This window comes from Rhizobium rhizogenes NBRC 13257, assembly GCF_000696095.1.
Lineage (GTDB): Bacteria > Pseudomonadota > Alphaproteobacteria > Rhizobiales > Rhizobiaceae > Rhizobium > Rhizobium rhizogenes.
This window is the reverse complement of sequence record NZ_BAYX01000001.1, coordinates 445,331-464,521: the sequence shown is the minus strand read 5'-3', so window position 1 is coordinate 464,521 and position 19,191 is coordinate 445,331. Positions and strand designations below refer to the sequence as shown.

Here is a 19,191-nt window from a genome sequence, read left to right as displayed (position 1 = left end):
ACGGGCGATTTATGCCTCCGACAAAGCCGCCGTGGGCACGAAACTTGCGGCAGATGTGTTCGGTACGAACCATTTCTCCCATTCGCCGGCACCCGCCAATTTCAGCTCGTTGCCGCCGCGAAGAGTCCAGGCTTTGACCCGCCCCGCATGCCTCGACAGCAATTCGAAATAGGCGGACGCATTACCGCCGCTGCGAGCGATGAGATGCACCTCGCAGAGAAACTCCGGATGAAGCGTCACATTGCGCATGGCCTCGGTTTCATGATCGCAGGTGACGAAAACCACCGGATCGCGCTCGCGCCCGGCGACTGCCAGGATGAACTCCACCAGCCCGTCGGGACGGTCAGCATCCACGAGATAGATGATCGACGAGGCATTCTCCGCATCTGAACTCAGGAGCGAGATCGGATATATCGCCGACAGAACTTCGTCCTGCTTGCTCGAACTGTCATAGGCCGACCCCGTGCCGGCTGCCGATTGCGCATAGATCGTCGCGCGCGGCACCTCTATCGACTTCAGCCAGCCGTCGTTGCGCGGCACGACATAAGAGGGAATACCCCGGCGATGCAAATACTCCGTGAGCCAGATGTCCGCCATATTGCGATGACGAAAATCGGCGAGCGTCACTTGCACCACGCTGGAGTGGAAAGCGCTGGTGCCGGTCGCGGCAACATGGACCCGGCGACGCCGCATCAGGGCGCGCTCATAGTGGAAGACGGCACGACTGCGATCCTTGTAGTAGCCGTGGCTCGGCTGCAAGATGATCGAACCGTGTACGCTGACAACGGCTTGCCCTCGTAATTGCGCCAACTCGCCAACCATGCGGGCGACGAAATCATCAGGATAGATAATGTCGTCGTCGCAGCTGATATAAATCGCGTCCTTGACCTGCTCCAGCCCCCAGAACTTGCCGGCATCGCCATAGCGGCTGCCATCGGTGTCGATGAAATGCCGGATCTTCGGATGTTCGGCAATGAAGCGTGGCGCTTCGGTGAAGCCGTTGAGATAGACATAGAGCCGATCGACCTGCGGCAACAGGGACATGACGGTCGCTCGCAGCGCGACCTCGTTGCCGGCGACCGTCGCCATGCCGGCAACGATCTCCTCCGTCGGCGGCAGGGCAGCGACGTGCATGGGATCGATCGCCTGGATGCGCTTTTCCGGATAGGCATCCGCAAACTTCGCTTCGAATAGATAGGTCGGCGTTTCGTTGTAAACCTTGATCTTGCGATAGCCGAGTGGCCGCAAAACAGCCTCGACATCCTGCAAGGCCTGCGCCGTCGCCGCTTCGACGAGCAGCTTCGGGCTGCATCGCTCTATCGTGCCGATGGCGCCGCGCAACACGTCCACCTCCATGCCCTCGACATCGATCTTGATCAGGTGCACATGCTGCCCCCGAGCGATGTCGTCAAGGCGAGCTACCGGAACCTGCCCGTCGGCCGTAACCATGACGCGGGCCATCCCCAGTCGTGAGGAATCCTCTTCAATGACATTTCCCATGCCCGCCTCGGCACCCAAGGCTATCGGCTTGATATCGACACGATCCTGCAAGCCGTTCAGACTTACGTTGGCCCGAAGAATATGCAGCGCTTCCCCATTCGGCTCGATTGCCAGTATCCTGGCACCGGCAACAGCGCTGAAGAACAGCGTGTGATTGCCGATATTGGCGCCGACATCGATCACGAAGGCATCCTCCGGCAAGGAGGATCCGATATCTTCCAGCATCGCCCGCTCGTAGAACGCGCGGCTCTGCAGGATGATCCTCTGGATGTGATCGTTCGGATTGGGAAGGTGGAATCGGACCGGGGTCCGGTAGCTATTCACTTCGCAGGCGACCGTGGCTTGCAGAGTCATCGCGGTTCTTTCCAACGTGCAGAGGTTTATCGAAAATATGTCGGCGCGTCCGAGTGCATCATCAGCGGCCGCCGATGACCATCAATCCGCTACCGCCGATGGCATTAAGGCAGAATTTCAGGCCGGAACTGACGCTGGCCCAACGCTTGGCAGCCATCGCCTCGGTGGCGCTGTCCTGGGCGAAAAGGCAGAAGCTGAAGCCGCGCGGCGAAAGGTTGTTTGCCAGCGCCGGCAGGGCGACGAGTGCGCTCTCGGCCGGATAGGACGTGTTCCACAGATCCACGACCACCAGATCGAACTTGATGTCCTCGCTGATCTGCCTTGTATCTGGAAAGACAGCGGAGACCTCTTCGAAATTTATGTTGGCCGCTTCGGATTCGATGATGGAAATGCCCTCGGTCAGACCGCTGGCAACGAAGCGGGCTTCCATATCGCCGACTTGCTCCGGCGAAAGACACAGGCAGTTCAGCCCGGCATCGAGGCCGGAGAGAATGGACGCCAGCGCCAATGCCGAACGCGGCGCGCCGATGTGCAGAATATTCGGAGCGTCGCCCCTGCTCAGGGCCGCACGGCGAAGCGCCCAGATCTGCATCGGCGTCAATGGATTGCGGCCGGCGACCGATTGGGCGTCGAGCAAAGTCGGGTAACCGGCGACGAGGATACCGCCCGCAGTCTCCTGCCAGGCGTCCGCAGCTGCCACGACGGGCACGCGGCTTTCGACGAAATCTGCAACGGCGACAGGCGCAGCGACGGTAGCGTTTGCCGGCCGGGTGAGCGGCAGCGGCGGCTTATTGAATACTTCCTGTGCAGACCGCTGCTGCGTGGTGGAATTCAGCCCGCGCGACTGCGGATCGAGATTATGGTGCGAATAGGGATTGGTCGCCGTGTAACGATGGGCATTGACCGGGATGAACTCATAACGTCGGGTCTGATCAAGAATGGGCAGGGCAAGGGCGATGTCGCAGGCCGCCATGAACCATTGTCCGGCATCGTCACGCAAATAGCCCTCGGGCACATTATCCAGCAGCGAGGCGCGGAAACTGAAGAGATGGCTGGTCTTCCAACCCTGCCGGCGCGGCGAAAGGTTGGGATCGAGAGCGCCATTGCCGCCTACCCCGCCGCCATCGGTGACGAAATTCGTCCAGACGACATCCTGCCCACCGGCATAGCTCTCAGACATCCGCTCCAGAATGTTGGGAATGATCAGCTGGTCGTCGCCATCAAGCATGGCGATGAACTCGGCCATCTTGGTGCGCGGTCTCAGATGCTCCCAGACGTTGCGCGACTTTCCGAGCCGCGTCTCGTTGCGGATGAAGGTGTGGCGATTGGGGAAAAGATCTTTGAGCAGTGCCGCTGCGATAACACCGGTGTCGTCGTCGGAGCGATCGTCGATAAAGAGAACGTGCAGATCATCGAGCGTCTGCCTGGAGAGGCTCGCCAGGGATTGCCTGACATACATTTCGCAATCGCGCGCCGTCATAAAGATCAGCGCTTTTGCCTCGCCTGCAATTTCCGTCATCGATGTTCGAAGCCCCAATCCGACAATCCGCATCCGAAGGATAAAATCCCCCTGCGATGTGGATTAGCGATTGTGGCTGGTTCCAACCTTACGCCCCGTTGCACTCAGCCCGGCAGCGATCGCGTCACCGCGATGATCGGACCGAGCGGGAAGAAGCCATCCCGCCTTTGCCATGCCGGAATATCGAGGCTGGAAATGCTGCCATCAAGGAAAAGCGCGTTGGCGCAGCCGAGTTCGTCGCGGAACAGGGTTGCGAAATCATGGAAGCGGACGAAGCCATCGGAGACGGCGAAGACGACCTTGCCATCCGCTGAGACGCCAACGCCATTACGCGTCTTGAAACTGGTGCTATCGGCAAGGAACGACGGATGCAGCTTGCCGTCAATCACCAGCATCGGCCCGGACTGTGTCGCGTAGAAGGGCTTGATGCCGGAAGCGACAAAGGCCTTGCTTTCCATAACGCCGGCGCGGCCCGGCTGGATATAGAAGACGCCGTTCGGCAGGAGATGAAAGTTACCCCAGCCCTTGTTGGTGTTAATCGCCTTCAACTGCTTGCCTGCCTCGACGTAGAGGCCGACTGGCGAGAGATCGTCCTGATACATGCCGCCGTTCATCGCGAAGCGGACAAAGAGACGGTCCTGGGCGAGATGGCTTTCCAGAGCCCGAAACGAACCATAGGGCTTGCCGCTGTGGTCATATTCATAAAGCTGGATGCCGTCGATGGTGGGATCGAAGGCGCAGACGGTGTAGCTGTCGCCAAGATGCAGAACCTTGCGGCAGGCCTCGTCGGCAAAGGCCGTCGTGGCGCAGGCAAGAATGGCAAGCACGGTCAGCAATCGAATCAAGCGACAACTCCGGAGAAAATTTTAGTTGCGCCAAAGCGCATCGCAAATGCGGCGAAAGAAGGAATCGCCTCGCCTTTCTAAGGGTGGAGTGCAGCCATGTGAAAGGCAAGCTGTGCCGGCGAATAGCGATAGCTGGCTCCCACGGGACAGGCGTTGCGCGCCAGACAGCCGCCGATCATACAGCCAACTTGCCCCATATCCGTCCGCAGATGCAACCGACAGCCCGCAACGTCGAATCCAACGGATGTGACTGCATCGGCGGGACAGGCCGTCAAACAAGGCTTCTCCGCACAATGATCGCAGGGATGCTTAGACACCGTCCTTGCTCCATGCTCTTCAATAGACTCTGCAAACCCCAGAGCACCACGATAGCCATGCCACAGGCCGTATTCCGGGTGGATCAGAATGCCGAGCGGCGATGCGCTCAAACCTTCCGCCTGCATTGCCCACCGCTGAAATGGCTGCCACGGCGGATCGGAGGGGAAATAAGCGGTCGCGCCCAAGGCTGCGGCAATCGGCTGGATGATCGCTTTCGACCAGTCGTCGAGTGGGTCGCGACATCCGGTATTTTCGGACAACTGCCGCCAGCGCGAAAACGGCTGCCAGATCGAGCCACCGATATTACCGAGCAAAATGACGCTTCGTGCCGGCGTGCCATCACGCAGCAACGGCCCCTCGCCTTCCTCAAAACATACCACGCCACGAACAAAAACTCCGTGGACGCCAAGCGCCGCGCGAAGTTTTTCAATCATGGGCGAGCCGCTCATCAGCGCGGCCCCTTATATTCATAATGCGGCCGCCAGACTTCCTTCTGGATCAGATCGGCAACACGTACCGCACCGCCTTGCTCCCTGGCGGCATCGGGCTCTCTTCAGGTGAAGGCGTCCGGCATCGAATCCTTGCGCTTCTGGACATAGGCCAGCAGCGCCTCGTCGATCGCGGGATCGAGCGGCGGAGCTTCGTAGTGATCGAGCCAGGAGCGGCAAAGCGCATTGGCACGCTGCTCGACACGCTTCTGGCCTTCGATTTCCCACTGCTCGAATGAGTTGTTGTCGGCGAGCGCCGAACGATAGAAAGCGCTCTGGAAATTCGCCTGCGTATGGGCGCAGCCGAGATAGTGGCTGCCGGGGCCGACTTCGCGGATCGCGTCCAGAGCCTGGCCGTTCTCGGAGAGATCGACGCCCTCGGCCATTTTCTGCATCATGCCGAGCTGATCCTGGTCGATCATGAATTTCTCGTAGGAAGAAACCAGACCGCCTTCGAGCCAGCCGGCCGCATGCAGCACGAAATTCGTGCCAGCGAGCAGCGTCATGTTCAGCGTATTGGCCGATTCATGCGCCGCCTGTGCGTCCGGCACCTTGGAGGCGCAAAGCGAGCCACCGGTCCGGAACGGCAGGCCGAGACGCCGGGCAAGCTGGGCCGAGCCATAGGACACCAGCGACGGCTCCGGCGTGCCGAAGGTCGGAGCGCCCGACTGCATCGAGATCGAGGCAGCGAAAGTGCCGTAAAGCACCGGCGACCCCTTGCGGATCAGCTGCGTGAAGGAGGCGCCCGCCAGCACTTCGGCCAGAATCTGCGTCAACGTCCCTGCAACAGTCACCGGGCTCATGGCGCCGGAAAGGATGAAGGGCGAAACGACCGAAGCCTGGTTATGACGTGCATAGACCTTCAGCGCACCGAGCATGGTCTCGTCGAACACCATCGGCGAGTTGGCATTGATCAGGTTCAGCGTCACGCAATTGTTTTCGACAAAATCGTCGCCGAAAACGATCTTCGCCATGGCGATCGTGTCCTCGGCGCGCTCCGGCGCGGTGACCGAGCCCATGAACGGCTTGTCGGAATATTTGATATGGCTGTAGATCATATCGAGGTGGCGCTTGTTGACCGGCACGTCGACCGGTTCGCAGACCGTACCGCCGGACGAATGCATCGACGGCGCCATATAGGCGAGCTTCACGAAATTGCGGAAATCCTCGATCGTCGCATAACGGCGATTGCCTTCGAGATCGCGGACGAAGGGCGGCCCATAAACCGGCGCGAAGATTGTCGCCTTGCCGCCGACATGGGCATTACGGGCACTGTTGCGCGCATGCCAGGTGAACTCCTTCGGCGCAGTTTTCAGAAGTTCGCGGCAAAGCCCTTTCGGGAAATGCACCCGCTGACCCTTGACGTCGGCACCGGCGTCTTTCCACAGCGCCAACGCTTCAGCGTCGTCACGAAACTCGATGCCGATTTCCTCGAGTATGGTGTCGGCATTGCGCTCGATGAGCTGCAGACCTTCCTCGTCCAGTACCTCATAGACACCGATCTTTCGGACGATATAGGGAAGTGACGGACCCGGTCCGCCGCCGCTGCGCGACGCTCGCCGCGCGGCCGCACCCCTGCCCTCGCCGCGCGAACGCCGTCCGCCACCATCACCGCCCGCGGCCGGTTGCTCAATGATATCGTCCATGATGCTTCCTCACTCCTCCGCATGAATGCGTCTATTCTGCTCCATGCTACCCTATTCCGTCGCATGGACATTCCTTTATGCGCCAGCGACTAGCATAGGACAGACATGCGCGCAGCGATATCGCCTCATCTCCATCCGTCGCGAATTATCCGTGCAGCGTCGCTTTCGAAAAGAGTTTTGTCATCGTTGAGGTTTATCGCTTAATGAGGCAGTATTTTATACAAGCTTCCGATGCACTGCACGAAAATGGGATGGAGCGCATGTCTGACGACGAAATCATTCTCGCGGAACTTTCTGATGAGGAACTCGTGCAGCAGATGCATGACGACCTTTACGACGGACTGAAGGAGGAGATCGAGGAAGCCACCAACATCCTCCTCCAACGCGGCTGGACGCCTTATGATGTCCTGACGCAGGCACTCGTCGAGGGCATGCGTATCGTCGGCATCGATTTCCGCGACGGCATTCTCTTCGTTCCCGAAGTGCTGCTGTCCGCCAATGCGATGAAGGCCGGCATGTTTATCCTGCGGCCGCTGCTGGTGGAGACCGGCGCGCCGAAGCTCGGCAAGATGGTGATCGGCACCGTGAAGGGCGACATTCACGACATCGGCAAGAATCTCGTCGGTATGATGATGGAGGGAGCCGGCTTCGACGTCATCGACCTCGGTATCAACAACCCGGTCGAAAACTATCTCGATGCCATCGAGCGCGAACAACCTGACATTCTCGGCATGTCGGCGCTGCTGACGACGACCATGCCCTATATGAAGGTCGTTATCGATACGCTCAAGGAAAAGGGCATGCGCGACGATTACGTCGTTCTCGTCGGCGGCGCGCCGCTGAACGAGGAATTCGGCAAGGCTGTCGGCGCCGATGCCTATTGCCGCGATGCGGCCGTGGCGGTTGAGACCGCCAAGGACTTCATGAAGCGCAAGCACAACAGCATGGCTGCACGAGCCTGATTGCAGCGAATTCCAAACTGGCGACAACCGAAAGGTTGTCGCCGGCCTATTGGCATCCCAAATTGGTTATTGGGCAGCCTTCTTGACGGTATGACCGGCATCTTCCGTCGCGTTGACGGCATTGGCCGTATCCCTGCCCACACCACGAATTGTATTGGCGCATGAAGCCAGCAGCATAAGAACAGCGCAGGCGGCGGCGATTTTGGTGAATGTCGGTGAAGTCATGATCGGGAACCCTCTCGGAATGGATATTGATCGGCAAAAGGCGGAGAAAAAGCCTCCGCCCAAGAAACGCACAACATCGCAAAAGGTTCATGTGATCGCGTGCGGAGCAATCGCGCGCGAGATACTGGCGGTCACCAGAATTAATAGTCTCGATCACATTGACCTGCACTGTCTTCCCGCGATCTACCATTCCTACCCACAGAAGATCGCACCCGCCCTGGAAGAAGCGATCGCAAACGCACGCGCGCGCGGCTTCGAGACGATCTTCATCGGCTATGCCGATTGCGGCACCGGCGGTGACATCGACAAGATCTGTGAGCGCGAGGGTATCGAGCGCCTCTCCGGCCCGCACTGTTATTCCTTCTTCAGCGGCAACGAGGCCTTTGCCGCCCGCGAGGATGATATCACCTCGTTCTTTCTCACCGATTTCCTCGCCCGCCAATTCGAAGCTTTCGTTATCGTACCGCTTGGCCTCGACCGGCATCCGGAGCTGCGAGACATGTATTTCGGCAATTATCGCAAGGTCGTCTATCTCTCGCAAGAAGAGGATCCGGCACTACAGGAAAAGGCGAAAGCCGCGGCCGCCTTTCTCGGCCTGGACTACGAATATCGCTTCACCGGCTATGGCGATCTCGCGCGTGAATTGCTAGCTGTCTGATTACGACATTCCATCCCATATCGCCGCTTGCGGCCTTCCTGCGATATCGCCATGCTGGGCACCATCGAAGGCGTTGAATCACGGCCTAAAACACTTGCCACCTTGCGTGACGGCGAAGTTTACTGCCGTTTGTGAAGGTGCTTTGCATGGAGCGTCGTTTTTCGGCATGTGCCGCGTCGTGGCAAGCGCAGTCCCTGGGTGGACGGACGTGCATTCTTGATCAAAGAGGAGAACTTCTGCATGGCGGATCGCATTGTCGTCTATTGGCGGGATATTCCGGCCCAGGTGATCATCAAGAAGGGGCGGCAGGCGGCGAAGCGTGAGCTCTCTCTGCGCTTCACCGAAGCGATCGACATGTGCGCCATGCGTACCGGCGCCGCCGAGACAGACGATTATCTGGCTGAATGGCGCAAGGCCGATCCCGTACCCGTCTCCGACGATCTGGAAGCCGAGGCCGACAAAGCCGCAAGCGAGCTCGAAACCGCCTATGACCGGGAACGTCTCATTGCGCTGGTAAAGGCCGGGGGCCGCGACAATGGCTGATCCCGCCCTGAAACCGGGCAATGCCGCCCCAGGCGCGAAAGCTGCCAGCGGCGCCTATACGCCCGCCGGCGTCTCGCCGAACCGTCGTGCACGGCGCAAATACACCGTCCGCCTCTGGGCCGTGCGCCATTCGCGCTTCCTCGAATGGTTCTACCGCCGCTTCGCCGATGCTTTTCTGCTGCTGCACCCGCTCTGGAAGAAAATCGGCTACGAGCGCGTCGAACGTCCCATCACCTTTGTCGAGCGCAATGTGAAGGGCTTCCTCTTCGACTGTCGCATGTGCGGCCAGTGCGCGCTCTCGTCGACCGGCATGTCCTGTCCGATGAACTGTCCGAAGCAGTTGCGCAACGGCCCCTGCGGCGGCGTGCGCGCCAACGGCAATTGCGAAGTCGAGCCCGACATGCCCTGCGTCTGGGTGCAGGCCTGGAACGGCTCGCGCAACATGGCCTATGGCGATGCGATCTTGAACGTGCAGAAGCCGGTGAACCAGTCGCTGAGCGAGACTTCTTCCTGGCTGCGTGTGACAGCGGAAGCCGCCGCGGCCCGTGAAGCGGCAAGCAAGGAATCCTGATCGATGGCGCATATCGATGAAAACCCGCTTGGCGCCCATCTGCCGCTCGATCCCCTGCCCGGCCACTCCTCACTGGGACGCCTGGAGCGCGTGCTTCGCCGCGGCGAATTCGCCGTCACAGCCGAACTGAACCCGCCCGACAGTGCCAACCCGGAAGATGTCTATGAGCGCGCCGCCATTTTCTCCGGCTGGGTCGACGGCATTAACGCGGTCGATGCTTCCGGCGCCAATTGCCACATGTCCTCCGTCGGCATCTGCGCGCTGCTGACCCGCATGGGCTATGCGCCAATCATGCAGATCGCCTGCCGCGACAAGAACCGCATCGCCATTCAGGGCGACGTGCTGGGTGCTGCCGCCATGGGCGTCTGCAACATCATGTGCCTGACCGGCGACGGTGTGCAGGCCGGCGACCAGCCAGGCGCCAAGCCGGTTTTCGATCTCGATTGCATGTCGCTGCTCGAAACCGTGCGCGTCATGCGCGACAATGCGAAATTCCTGTCCGGCCGCAAGCTGACCTCGCCGCCGAAGGTCTTTCTCGGCGCGGCCATCAACCCGTTTGCGCCGCCCTACGACTTCCGTCCCTATCGGCTAGCGAAGAAGATCGAGGCCGGCGCTCAGTTCGTCCAGAGCCAATATTGCTACGATGTGCCGATGTTCCGCGACTACATGAAGAAGGTCCGCGACCTGGGCCTGCATGAAAAATGCTTCATCCTGGTTGGCGTCGGTCCGCTGGCTTCGGCCAAGACTGCCCGCTGGATGCGCTCGAACGTGCCGGGCGTGCATATTCCGGATGAGATCATCAAGCGTATCGAGGGCGCCGAGGATCAGAAGAAAGAGGGCAAGCAGCTCTGCATCGACATCATCAACGAGGTGAAGGAGATCGAGGGCGTGTCCGGCGTCCACGTCATGGCCTATCGCCAGGAAGAATATGTCGCAGAGATGGTGCATGATTCCGGCGTGCTGAAAGGCCGCCGGCCGTGGAAGCACGAGGCCAACCGCACCGACGCGCTGGTCGCCGAGAGACTGGAACGCATCCGCGAGGGCAAGGAAGAGAACCAGCAGGAAATGGCCGAAGCCGCCGCTCACCATCCGCCGCATCAGACGCATTGAAATCAAGCGGCGGGCGGAGGAGCCCGGCCCGCTTGTAACCCCCATCCCGGCACGATAGATCTTCTCTATCGTGCCAACTGACCAGAGGATCAGACATGACGCGCACCATCGTTGCATCCGCCACCCGCGAAATCATCATCGGCTTCGATCAGCCCTTTTGCGTGATTGGCGAACGCATCAACCCAACGGGGCGCAAGAAGCTGGCGGCCGAGATGATCGAGGGTAATTTCGATACCGTCATCAAGGATGCGCTCGAACAGGTGGCCGCTGGCGCGACCATGCTCGACGTCAATGCCGGCGTCACCTCGGTCAACCCGAACGAAACGGAACCTGGCCTGCTGGTGCAGACGCTGGAAATCGTCCAGGGCCTCGTCGACGTGCCGCTGTCGATAGACAGCTCGGTGACGGCTGCCATTGAGGCGGCGCTGAAAGTCGCCAAGGGCCGGCCGCTGGTCAACTCCGTCACCGGCGAGGAAGAAAAGCTCGAGGCCATCCTGCCGCTGATCAAGAAATACGACGTACCGGTCGTTGCCATCTCCAACGACGAGACCGGCATCTCCATGGACCCGGACGTGCGCTTCGCCGTCGCCAAGAAGATCGTCCAACGCGCGATGGACTACGGCATCAAGCCTGAGGACATCATCGTCGACCCGCTCGTCATGCCGATTGGGGCGCTCGGCGACGCCGGCCGCCAGGTCTTCGCGCTGCTGCATCGCCTGCGCAACGAGTTGAAGGTCAACACCACCTGCGGCCTCTCCAACATCTCCTTCGGCCTACCGCACCGCCATGGCATCAATGCCGGCTTCATCCCGATGGTCATCGGTGCGGGCATGACCTCGGCGATCATGAACCCCTGCCGCCCGCAGGAAATGGAAGCGGTGCGCGCCGCCAACGTGCTGAACGGCACCGACGCCAATTGCACCAACTGGATCATGACCTACCGCGACTATAAGCAGGCAGAAGGTGGCGTCGCCCCGACCGCAGCTACTCCGGCGGCTGGTGGCGGTGGTCGGCGTGGTGGGCGCGCGGCACGAGCCGGCGCAAGCGCAGCGAGGGAATAGCGATGACCTATCCAAGCCAGAAACTTACCAACGACCTCGCCACATTGTGGTTTCAGGCGCCCATGGTGATCTCCATGCGCCTGTCGCAGATGTGGATGACCGCAATGACGGGCGGCGGCGTGAATTCCACGGAAATCAATCGCATGGTCTCCGAAAAGATGATGGCCGCGGCCGAAAGTGCGACCGCAACCAATATGGCTCTCGCTCAACAGGGCATCGCGGCAATGACGGCAATAGCAACGGGTGGTCGCGTCTCATCGAGCCGCGCCGCCGATGCAATCGCCCAGGCTTCAGTGAAGCCCTACAGCAAGCGTGTTCGATCGAACGTGCGCCGCCTCAGCAAACAGAAAGGCTGATCCGTGGCTCAAGCCGGCGACAGCACGAATCCCCTCGTCCTCTTCATGCCTTCCGGTAAGCGCGGCCGTTTCGCGGTCGGCACGCCTGTGCTGGAGGCTGCACGGCAGCTTGGCGTCTATGTCGAAAGCGTCTGCGGCGGTCGCGCAACCTGCGGGCGCTGTCAGGTCTCCGTACAGGAAGGCAATTTCGCCAAGCACAAGATCGTCTCCGCCAACGACCATCTCTCGCCAATCGGCCCGAAGGAAAAGCGCTACGCCGAGGTCCGCGACCTGCCGGACGGACGCCGCCTCTCCTGCTCGGCGCTGATCCAGGGCGATCTCGTCATCGACGTGCCGCAGGATACGGTGATCAACGCGCAGGTGGTCCGCAAGGCCGTCGATGAGCGCATTATCGCCCGTGATACGGCCGTGCACATGTGCTACGTCGAGGTCGAAGAGCCGGACATGCACAAGCCGACAGGCGATCTCGATCGGCTGAAAGCGGCACTGGCCGCCGACTGGAAATACGACGATCTCGACGTCGATTTTCACATCATCCCGCAGGTGCAGTCGATCCTGCGCAAAGGCGAATGGAAAGTCACCGCTGCAATCCACCGAGATCATGAGAGCGATCCCCCACGGCTGATTGCGCTCTATCCGGGCCTTAAGAACGAAGCCTACGGCATCGCCTGCGATATCGGCTCGACCACGATCGCCATGCATCTCTCTTCGCTGCTCTCGGGCCGCACGGTGGCGTCCGCCGGCACATCCAACCCGCAGATCCGCTTCGGCGAAGACCTGATGAGCCGCGTCTCCTACGTGATGATGAACCCGGACGGCCGCCCCGCCATGACCAATGCCGTACGCGAGGCATTGAATGGGCTGATCGACAAGGTCTGCGCCGATGGAGGCGTGTCGCGCCAGGACATTCTCGACGCCGTCTTCGTCGGCAATCCGATCATGCATCACCTCTTTCTCGGCATCGATCCGACCGAGCTTGGCGGTGCCCCGTTCGCGCTTGCCGTGTCCGGTGCGGTGCATTTGACCTCGGCCGAGATCGCATTGCCGATGAATGCCGGCACGCGCGTCTACATGCTGCCCTGCATCGCCGGCCATGTCGGCGCCGACGCAGCCGCTGCGACACTGGCCGAAGGACCGCACCGGCAGGATGAGATGATGCTGCTGGTTGATATCGGCACCAATGCCGAAATCGTCCTCGGCAATCGCCATCGTGTCGTCGCCGCTTCCTCGCCCACCGGCCCAGCCTTCGAAGGCGCCGAGATTTCCAGCGGCCAGCGTGCTGCTCCCGGCGCAATCGAGCGCGTACGCATCGACCCCGTGACGCTCGAGCCGCGCTACCGCGTCATCGGCATCGAACCATGGTCGGACGAGCCCGGTTTTGACGAAGCCGCCGCAACCGTCGGCGTCACCGGCATTTGCGGCTCGGCCATCATTGAAGTGGTCGCCGAGATGTTTCTTGCCGGCATCATCTCCGAGGACGGCGTTGTTGACGGCGGCATGATGGCGCGCTCGCCGCGCATCCTGCAGAACGGCCGCACCTATTCCTACCTGCTGCGCGACGGCGAACAGCGCATTACAGTGACCCAGAACGACGTGCGCGCAATCCAGCTCGCCAAGGCCGCGCTTTATGCCGGCGTCAAGCTCTTGATGGACAAGCAGGGCATCGATCATGTCGACCGCATCGGCCTTGCCGGTGCCTTCGGCACCTTCATCGATCCGAAATATGCGATGGTGCTGGGCCTGATACCGGATTGCGCCCTCGACAAGGTGAAAGCGGTCGGCAACGCCGCCGGCACCGGCGCGCGCATGGCGCTCCTCAACCGCGGCTATCGCCGCGAGATCGAGGAAACCGTGAGCAAAATCGAGAAGATAGAGACGGCGCTTGAATCAAAGTTTCAGGAGCATTTCGTCTACGCCATGGCGCTGCCGAACAAGGTCGATGCCTTCCCGGAACTGTCGAAGGTCGTGACCCTGCCGGAACGCAAGCAGTCCGCCGACGATGCGGGCGGCGAAGGTGGCGGCCGCAGACGTCGTCGCAGCCGCGAGTAATTGCAAGGCTGGGACCTTAAGGTTCGGGATAAGCCGTGCCGTCCTTGTGCACGAACCGACCATCGGCATTGGTGCTCATCATGTCGATGTCCGAGCAGGTGGTGATATCGGCGGGTTGACGCGAACCGATTTCGAGATAAACGGCCGTCGCGCCTGATCTGTTGATCATGTGGTGGCCGTTGCCGGTACCCTTCGGAAAGGCCGCGCAATCACCGGCGCGCAGCACCGTCTCACCTTCGTCTTCGATCAGCGTCAGCTCGCCTTCCAGCACATAGACGAATTCGTCCTCGTGCGAATGCCAGTGCCGCTGGCTCGACCAGTTGCCCGGCGGCAGGTGCATGAGATTGATCCCGAAATCGGTGAGCCCACCGGCATTGCCCAGCCGTTGCCGTATGCGCTCGACAAGGGGCGCATCGAAGGGTGCCGGATAACCCGAGCCCTTGCGTTTCGGCACGGCGGCGACGTTGATTTTCGGCATGGCAATCTCCCCTGCGACGAGCGATAGAGCTTACGCACTTGTCGCAGCACAGTAAAAAACCACTCTCGTCAAATTCGGTCGTGCCGCCTGATTGGGCTTTGCCCTTACGCCGCCACTCTGCGTCCGATCTCCACGAAAGCTTCGCGGATGCTATCGGCCACCGCCTTCATCGGCCCCGTCATCTGCGATGCCGTCAGCAGGCGAATGTCGAAGGAGGTGAGTTCCGGTAGGCCCTCATTCGGTCCGAGAATTTCCATGTCCTCACCAATGTAGGAGCGTGGAAACGGCGCGACCGCGAGGTCGGAGACAATAGCGGCGCGCTGCGCCATCGTATGGGCGCTGAGATAGGAGACACGGTAAGGGCGCTTGTGCCGTTCGAGCTGGGCCAATGCTTCCGACCGCCAGATGCAACCGTCTTCCCAGATCGAGATTGGCAAGGGATCGCGTCGATAGGCCGTGCCACACTTGGCGCCCGCCCAGACCAGGCGCTCCGTATAGATGACCTCGCCTTCCGTCGGGAAAGGCCGCGTTGCGCAATTGATCAGCGCCAAATCCAGCCGCTGCTCCTCAATGCGCTTCTTCAGCTGGATACTCATATCCACGACGACATCGACCATGATGCTCGGGTAGCTCTCCGAAAAACTCTTCAGGATACTCGGCAGCAGGCGCTCGCCGATATCATCTGGGGCACCGAGACGCACGACGCCGCTAAGCTCCGGCATGATGAAGCGGGATACCGCCTCATTGGAGAGCGCCAGAATATTGCGGGCATAGGAAAGCAGCATTTCGCCATGCTGCGTCAGACTGACGGAACGGGCGTCGCGCAGGAACAGCGTCACGCCAAGCTGCTCTTCCAGCTTCTTGATCTGCATCGAGACGGCCGACGGCGTGCGAAAGACCGCATCAGCCGCGGTGGAGAAATTACCGGTCTCGGCGATGGCGACAAAGGTGCGCAGAACTTCATTGTCGAGCAGCGGTATGGGCCGGCGAAACGGTACGGTCATATCGGCATCCTTCAATTTTTCTGATCTTAAGCACCATATCATTTCGTTTGTCTGAATGTCAACGCGGGACCATATTGGCCCTAACGAAATAGGTAAGGCAGCCGAAAAGGAGCACGACCATGGCTGGCACAGTACTTTACGAGGCATCTCGCCTGTTCAACCTCATGCGTGTCCGCGTCGTCCAGCGGACGGCACAGCACACGCTCGATGAGATCGTGGCGCGCTTTCCAGCCCATCTGATCGACGACGTCAACGCACGCGGCTTGCCGCCGGATCGGATGCTATCGGCCCACGAACGAAAGCCCGCGAAAGCTCCATCGTTCAATAATTCTCATGGCAGCTATAAGATCTATTCGCTTGATTGATACGTGAACCAACTCCATATTAGCTCGTAAAGGTCGCGACCTTTCGGGCGTCTAAAAACCGAAAGGAACCTGGAAATGACGACGATTATCTATAGAGACACCGGCAGGACGCGGAGCACGCTCCCGGCGAGCGGTAGTTATGTGCCATTTATCACCCGCATCGCCGATCGCTGGCAGCAGTGGCGTTCCGAGCGTGAGCTTGAGTCCCTTTCGGACGACATGCGCAAGGATCTCGGCTGGCCGGTTGCCAACGAAACCAACAATCCCAAGGCCACGCGATGATTGTGATAACTTCTAAATTCTAAGGGCGACGCTCAACCGAAACGAGTGTCGCCTTTCGAACATTTGACGCATAGAAGCCCGCTTTTCTTTTATCTTGATTATGATCCCCATATATATTTGACCATCTAAGGGAATTGCTTGGCTACCCGGCCCGCTTTCTTTCCTCCGGCAATTTTAATGAGCCGGCACAAATATCTCTTTGCGGCCGCTATTATCCATGCCAGTGTCGCTATTAGACCATCGAGCCGACGCATTTGACGCAAGGTATACGCAATGGTCCTGGAGCATGGATTTTCCCGATATGAGCAAGACTCCGATTAAGACGCGTTCCCTGGTTTTCTTTCTCGTACCCCATTTTACCATGCTGCCGTTTTCCGCGGCGGTTGAAACGCTGCGGATCGCCAACCGCATGCTGGGCTACCCGGCCTACTCCTGGCGGCTTGCCTCCACCGACGGCCAGAAGGTCTATTCCTCCAGCGGCATCGGCCTCGAGGTCAATTCGGCGCTCGCCGATGAGCGCCGCTATCTCGGCGGCGAGAACCGCCCGAACATGGTGCTGGTCTGTTCAGGCATCTATGTCGAGGAGTTCAACAACAAGTCGGTCAATGCCTGGCTGCGCGAGACCTACAATCGCGGCGTTGCCGTCGGCAGCCTCTGTACGGGCGCACATGTGCTCGCCCAGGCAGGTCTCCTGAACGGCAAGCGCTGCGCCATCCACTGGGAAAACCTCCCCGGCTTCTCCGAGACCTTCCCGCAGGCGGAAGTCTATGCCGATCTCTACGAGGTCGACAGCAATCTCTACACCTGCGCCGGCGGCACCGCTTCGCTCGACATGATGCTGAACTTGATCGGCCAGGACTTTGGCGAGAACCTCGTCAACCGCGTCTGTGAGCAGCAATTGACCGATCGCGTCCGCAGCCCCCACGACCGCCAGCGCCTGCCGCTGCGCGCCCGCCTCGGCGTCCAGAACGCCAAGGTGCTGTCGATCATCGAACTGATGGAAAGCAATCTTGCCGAGCCGCTGTCGCTGCTTGAGATCGCCGACGATGCCGGGCTGTCGCGCCGCCAGATCGAACGTCTGTTCCGCCAGGAAATGGGCCGCTCGCCGGCTCGTTACTATCTCGAAATTCGCCTTGATCGCGCCCGCCATCTGCTGGTGCAGTCTTCCATGCCGGTCGTGGAAGTGGCGGTTGCCTGCGGCTTCGTCTCCGCCTCCCACTTCTCCAAGTGTTATCGCGAACTCTACAATCGCTCGCCGCAGCAAGAGCGTGCCGAGCGCAAGCTCACCATGTCGAACAATCGCACCGGCGTGGTGATCTGAAGCCGAAATTGCTACCCAATCAAAAATCGAAGCGGCCTACTCGGCCGCTTCTTTCGTCATCTTGAAGTCGGAATAGACCTGGTTTCGGCCATTGTGCTTCGCCATGTAGAGAAACTGGTCGGCAGCATTGAGATAATTCTCGAATGCCTCATAGCCGGCGATCTCCGCCACGCCGATCGATACGGTCACCGACAATTCCTCGTCGTCGGCGTTGACCTTCAGGTTCGAGAGACTGACGCGCACATCGTCGCAAATGGCGGTGGCGGCGCGTGAATCCGTCTCCGTGAAGAGAATGGCGAACTCCTCACCACCGAGTCGGGACAACAAGCTATCGCTGCCTTCGAACAGGGATCTGAGCCGGTCAGCGACCGCCTTCAGCACCTGGTCACCGATTTCGTGACCGTAGGTATCGTTCAGCTTCTTGAAATGGTCGATATCGAGGATCGCGACCGAACTCGGTCGCTGGCGGCGCAGGCACTCGTTCACGATCCTCGGACCCTGATCATAGAAGTATCGCCTGTTGTAGAGCCCGGTCAGATAGTCGCTCGCCGCCAAAACGCGCAACTGCTTGAGCTGCAACAGTGTCTCGACATTGAGCGCAATGCGGCACTGAAGCTCTTCTTCCACGAAGGGGCGGTAAATGAAGTCGTTGGCGCCAGCCTTGAGGAAGGCCGCTGAAAGCAGGCGATCATTCGAAGAGGAGACGCCGACGACGCGCATCCGATCCGAGCCGAAGCGATGGCGAATGCGCCGCGTCAGCTCCTGACCGTTCATATCGGGCATATGATAATCGGTAAGCACCATTTCGATATCGCTGTATTCCTCGAGCACCGACAGGGCTTCGACACCGGAACCGGCTTCAACGACCTTGAACTGCTGTGCCTCCAGAATCTCGACCAGCACACGCCGTGCCGAGGGCATGTCATCCACCACCATCACGCGCGTACTCCGGTTGGAGATGGCGCGCCTGACCGAGGAGACGAGATTGTCGAGGGCGAATTCATTGTCCTTCAGGACATAGTCGACAATGCGCCGCTCCATGATGCGGCTGCGCATCGCCACATCGAAGGATGCGGTGAAGACGATTGACGGAATATGGTGAGCGATAGCGACATCCAGCCCCTCGCCATGCGGCGAATCCGGCAGGTTGAGGTCGACGACCGCCATAGTGAAACCATGCCCGTCGATCGCAAGCACTTCGTTCAGTTGCTTCAGCGAAGAGCAGTGGGTGACATTAAGTCCAAGTTCTGTTTGGAAGCGGTGGCCAAGGACAGCAGAAAACATGCGCGAATCTTCCACCAGAAGTATCTCCTGGCTGCCACGGCGATGACCTTGGCCATCACTGAGGAAATCCACGCGGACCACCATTTCTTTCACGCCCTCCGAACCGCCTGGCACGGCCTGTTCGTCATCGCTATAGCGGACGAAACGACAGTGCTATCGATCCCATCGTGACCGGGATTCGTGAAGAAAGCGGAACCATAGATTGTACAAATCTCGGGAAAAACATGAATCATCCTCATGTTTTTCTTGATC

At 60.0% G+C, this 19,191-nt stretch carries 20 protein-coding genes; 11 read left to right on the top strand and 9 right to left on the bottom strand.

The features are described 5' to 3' along the window. Positions 1-9: 9 nt before the first annotated feature. The 5 genes from RRH01S_RS02200 to RRH01S_RS02180 all read right to left on the bottom strand — a co-directional run bounded on the left by RRH01S_RS02200 (position 10) and on the right by RRH01S_RS02180 (position 6,670). Positions 10-1,854 (bottom strand): FkbM family methyltransferase, encoded by a 1,845-nt coding sequence (locus RRH01S_RS02200; RefSeq protein ID WP_012651712.1) that lies wholly within the window; start codon positions 1,852-1,854, stop codon positions 10-12. Between the two features lie 61 nt (positions 1,855-1,915). Then, positions 1,916-3,373: a glycosyltransferase family 2 protein gene (locus RRH01S_RS02195; protein WP_037218572.1), complete on the bottom strand. Its 1,458-nt coding sequence runs from the start codon at positions 3,371-3,373 to the stop codon at positions 1,916-1,918. A gap of 104 nt (positions 3,374-3,477) precedes the next feature. Beyond that, complete coding sequence (locus RRH01S_RS02190; protein ID WP_042469800.1) at positions 3,478-4,218, bottom strand: phosphodiester glycosidase family protein; 741 nt, start codon at positions 4,216-4,218, stop codon at positions 3,478-3,480. A gap of 77 nt (positions 4,219-4,295) precedes the next feature. Continuing rightward, entirely contained in the window at positions 4,296-4,985 is a 690-nt protein-coding gene (locus RRH01S_RS02185; protein ID WP_042469799.1) for a 4Fe-4S dicluster domain-containing protein, read from the bottom strand. Positions 4,986-5,089: 104 nt separating this feature from the next. Continuing rightward, positions 5,090-6,670 carry a trimethylamine methyltransferase family protein gene (locus RRH01S_RS02180; protein ID WP_042469797.1) on the bottom strand — a complete coding sequence of 527 codons (1,581 nt, stop codon included), beginning with the start codon at positions 6,668-6,670 and terminating at the stop codon, positions 5,090-5,092. 260 nt (positions 6,671-6,930) lie between these two features. Here RRH01S_RS02180 and RRH01S_RS02175 point away from each other — a divergent pair, with 260 nt between their 5' ends. After that, the gene (locus RRH01S_RS02175; protein WP_012651716.1) at positions 6,931-7,632 is read left to right on the top strand and encodes a cobalamin B12-binding domain-containing protein; all 702 of its coding nucleotides are present in this window, start codon (positions 6,931-6,933) and stop codon (positions 7,630-7,632) included. A gap of 66 nt (positions 7,633-7,698) precedes the next feature. Here RRH01S_RS02175 and RRH01S_RS02170 read toward each other — a convergent pair whose 3' ends face one another. Next, on the bottom strand, positions 7,699-7,857 hold the full coding sequence (locus RRH01S_RS02170; protein ID WP_007696798.1) for an entericidin domain-containing protein: 159 nt from the start codon (positions 7,855-7,857) through the stop codon (positions 7,699-7,701). Positions 7,858-7,876: 19 nt separating this feature from the next. Here RRH01S_RS02170 and RRH01S_RS02165 point away from each other — a divergent pair, with 19 nt between their 5' ends. From RRH01S_RS02165 to RRH01S_RS02135, 7 genes are all read left to right on the top strand, one after another. Beyond that, positions 7,877-8,515, top strand: a complete 639-nt coding sequence (locus RRH01S_RS02165) for a DUF1638 domain-containing protein (protein ID WP_042469795.1) — start codon at positions 7,877-7,879, stop codon at positions 8,513-8,515. A 240-nt stretch (positions 8,516-8,755) separates the two neighbouring features. After that, positions 8,756-9,058, top strand: coding sequence for a virulence factor (locus tag RRH01S_RS02160; RefSeq protein WP_007696804.1), 303 nt, complete (start codon positions 8,756-8,758; stop codon positions 9,056-9,058). Then, the gene (locus RRH01S_RS02155) at positions 9,051-9,629 is read left to right on the top strand and encodes a methylenetetrahydrofolate reductase C-terminal domain-containing protein (protein ID WP_042469793.1); all 579 of its coding nucleotides are present in this window, start codon (positions 9,051-9,053) and stop codon (positions 9,627-9,629) included. The genes RRH01S_RS02160 and RRH01S_RS02155 overlap by 8 nt, the downstream gene beginning before the upstream one ends. A gap of 3 nt (positions 9,630-9,632) precedes the next feature. Next, positions 9,633-10,739: a methylenetetrahydrofolate reductase gene (locus RRH01S_RS02150; RefSeq protein WP_007696807.1), complete on the top strand. Its 1,107-nt coding sequence runs from the start codon at positions 9,633-9,635 to the stop codon at positions 10,737-10,739. Between the two features lie 95 nt (positions 10,740-10,834). Continuing rightward, complete coding sequence (locus tag RRH01S_RS02145; protein WP_042469790.1) at positions 10,835-11,800, top strand: methyltetrahydrofolate cobalamin methyltransferase; 966 nt, start codon at positions 10,835-10,837, stop codon at positions 11,798-11,800. A 2-nt stretch (positions 11,801-11,802) separates the two neighbouring features. Continuing rightward, positions 11,803-12,156, top strand: a complete 354-nt coding sequence (locus RRH01S_RS02140) for a hypothetical protein (protein ID WP_042469788.1) — start codon at positions 11,803-11,805, stop codon at positions 12,154-12,156. A gap of 45 nt (positions 12,157-12,201) precedes the next feature. Next, entirely contained in the window at positions 12,202-14,205 is a 2,004-nt protein-coding gene (locus tag RRH01S_RS02135; RefSeq protein ID WP_042470014.1) for an ASKHA domain-containing protein, read from the top strand. 16 nt (positions 14,206-14,221) lie between these two features. Here the strand turns inward: RRH01S_RS02135 and RRH01S_RS02130 are convergent, their stop codons facing one another. After that, the gene (locus RRH01S_RS02130) at positions 14,222-14,683 is read right to left on the bottom strand and encodes a cupin domain-containing protein (protein WP_007696818.1); all 462 of its coding nucleotides are present in this window, start codon (positions 14,681-14,683) and stop codon (positions 14,222-14,224) included. A 104-nt stretch (positions 14,684-14,787) separates the two neighbouring features. Then, complete coding sequence (locus tag RRH01S_RS02125; RefSeq protein ID WP_174005839.1) at positions 14,788-15,729, bottom strand: LysR family transcriptional regulator; 942 nt, start codon at positions 15,727-15,729, stop codon at positions 14,788-14,790. 77 nt (positions 15,730-15,806) lie between these two features. Between RRH01S_RS02125 and RRH01S_RS02120 the strand changes: the two genes are divergently transcribed. The 3 genes from RRH01S_RS02120 (at position 15,807) to RRH01S_RS02110 (ending at position 17,655) form a co-directional block, all read left to right on the top strand. After that, the gene (locus RRH01S_RS02120; protein WP_007696824.1) at positions 15,807-16,052 is read left to right on the top strand and encodes a hypothetical protein; all 246 of its coding nucleotides are present in this window, start codon (positions 15,807-15,809) and stop codon (positions 16,050-16,052) included. A gap of 75 nt (positions 16,053-16,127) precedes the next feature. After that, positions 16,128-16,334, top strand: a complete 207-nt coding sequence (locus tag RRH01S_RS02115; RefSeq protein ID WP_007696826.1) for a hypothetical protein — start codon at positions 16,128-16,130, stop codon at positions 16,332-16,334. 301 nt (positions 16,335-16,635) lie between these two features. Continuing rightward, positions 16,636-17,655, top strand: coding sequence for a GlxA family transcriptional regulator (locus tag RRH01S_RS02110; protein ID WP_007696829.1), 1,020 nt, complete (start codon positions 16,636-16,638; stop codon positions 17,653-17,655). 36 nt (positions 17,656-17,691) lie between these two features. Here the strand turns inward: RRH01S_RS02110 and RRH01S_RS02105 are convergent, their stop codons facing one another. Then, on the bottom strand, positions 17,692-19,023 hold the full coding sequence (locus RRH01S_RS02105; RefSeq protein WP_034518009.1) for a diguanylate cyclase: 1,332 nt from the start codon (positions 19,021-19,023) through the stop codon (positions 17,692-17,694). Between the last annotated feature and the right edge of the window lie 168 nt (positions 19,024-19,191).

Coding starts and splice junctions, on each gene's coding strand:
- RRH01S_RS02160 (WP_007696804.1), top strand. CDS start 8,756: ATGGCGGATCGCATTGTCGTCTATTGGCGGGATATTCCGGCCCAGGTG.
- RRH01S_RS02185 (WP_042469799.1), bottom strand. CDS start 4,985: ATGAGCGGCTCGCCCATGATTGAAAAACTTCGCGCGGCGCTTGGCGTC.
- RRH01S_RS02175 (WP_012651716.1), top strand. CDS start 6,931: ATGTCTGACGACGAAATCATTCTCGCGGAACTTTCTGATGAGGAACTC.
- RRH01S_RS02105 (WP_034518009.1), bottom strand. CDS start 19,023: ATGGTGGTCCGCGTGGATTTCCTCAGTGATGGCCAAGGTCATCGCCGT.
- RRH01S_RS02150 (WP_007696807.1), top strand. CDS start 9,633: ATGGCGCATATCGATGAAAACCCGCTTGGCGCCCATCTGCCGCTCGAT.
- RRH01S_RS02145 (WP_042469790.1), top strand. CDS start 10,835: ATGACGCGCACCATCGTTGCATCCGCCACCCGCGAAATCATCATCGGC.
- RRH01S_RS02110 (WP_007696829.1), top strand. CDS start 16,636: ATGAGCAAGACTCCGATTAAGACGCGTTCCCTGGTTTTCTTTCTCGTA.
- RRH01S_RS02115 (WP_007696826.1), top strand. CDS start 16,128: ATGACGACGATTATCTATAGAGACACCGGCAGGACGCGGAGCACGCTC.
- RRH01S_RS02135 (WP_042470014.1), top strand. CDS start 12,202: ATGCCTTCCGGTAAGCGCGGCCGTTTCGCGGTCGGCACGCCTGTGCTG.
- RRH01S_RS02200 (WP_012651712.1), bottom strand. CDS start 1,854: ATGACTCTGCAAGCCACGGTCGCCTGCGAAGTGAATAGCTACCGGACC.
- RRH01S_RS02140 (WP_042469788.1), top strand. CDS start 11,803: ATGACCTATCCAAGCCAGAAACTTACCAACGACCTCGCCACATTGTGG.
- RRH01S_RS02155 (WP_042469793.1), top strand. CDS start 9,051: ATGGCTGATCCCGCCCTGAAACCGGGCAATGCCGCCCCAGGCGCGAAA.
- RRH01S_RS02130 (WP_007696818.1), bottom strand. CDS start 14,683: ATGCCGAAAATCAACGTCGCCGCCGTGCCGAAACGCAAGGGCTCGGGT.
- RRH01S_RS02195 (WP_037218572.1), bottom strand. CDS start 3,373: ATGACGGAAATTGCAGGCGAGGCAAAAGCGCTGATCTTTATGACGGCG.
- RRH01S_RS02170 (WP_007696798.1), bottom strand. CDS start 7,857: ATGACTTCACCGACATTCACCAAAATCGCCGCCGCCTGCGCTGTTCTT.
- RRH01S_RS02125 (WP_174005839.1), bottom strand. CDS start 15,729: ATGATATGGTGCTTAAGATCAGAAAAATTGAAGGATGCCGATATGACC.
- RRH01S_RS02180 (WP_042469797.1), bottom strand. CDS start 6,670: ATGGACGATATCATTGAGCAACCGGCCGCGGGCGGTGATGGTGGCGGA.
- RRH01S_RS02120 (WP_007696824.1), top strand. CDS start 15,807: ATGGCTGGCACAGTACTTTACGAGGCATCTCGCCTGTTCAACCTCATG.
- RRH01S_RS02165 (WP_042469795.1), top strand. CDS start 7,877: ATGGATATTGATCGGCAAAAGGCGGAGAAAAAGCCTCCGCCCAAGAAA.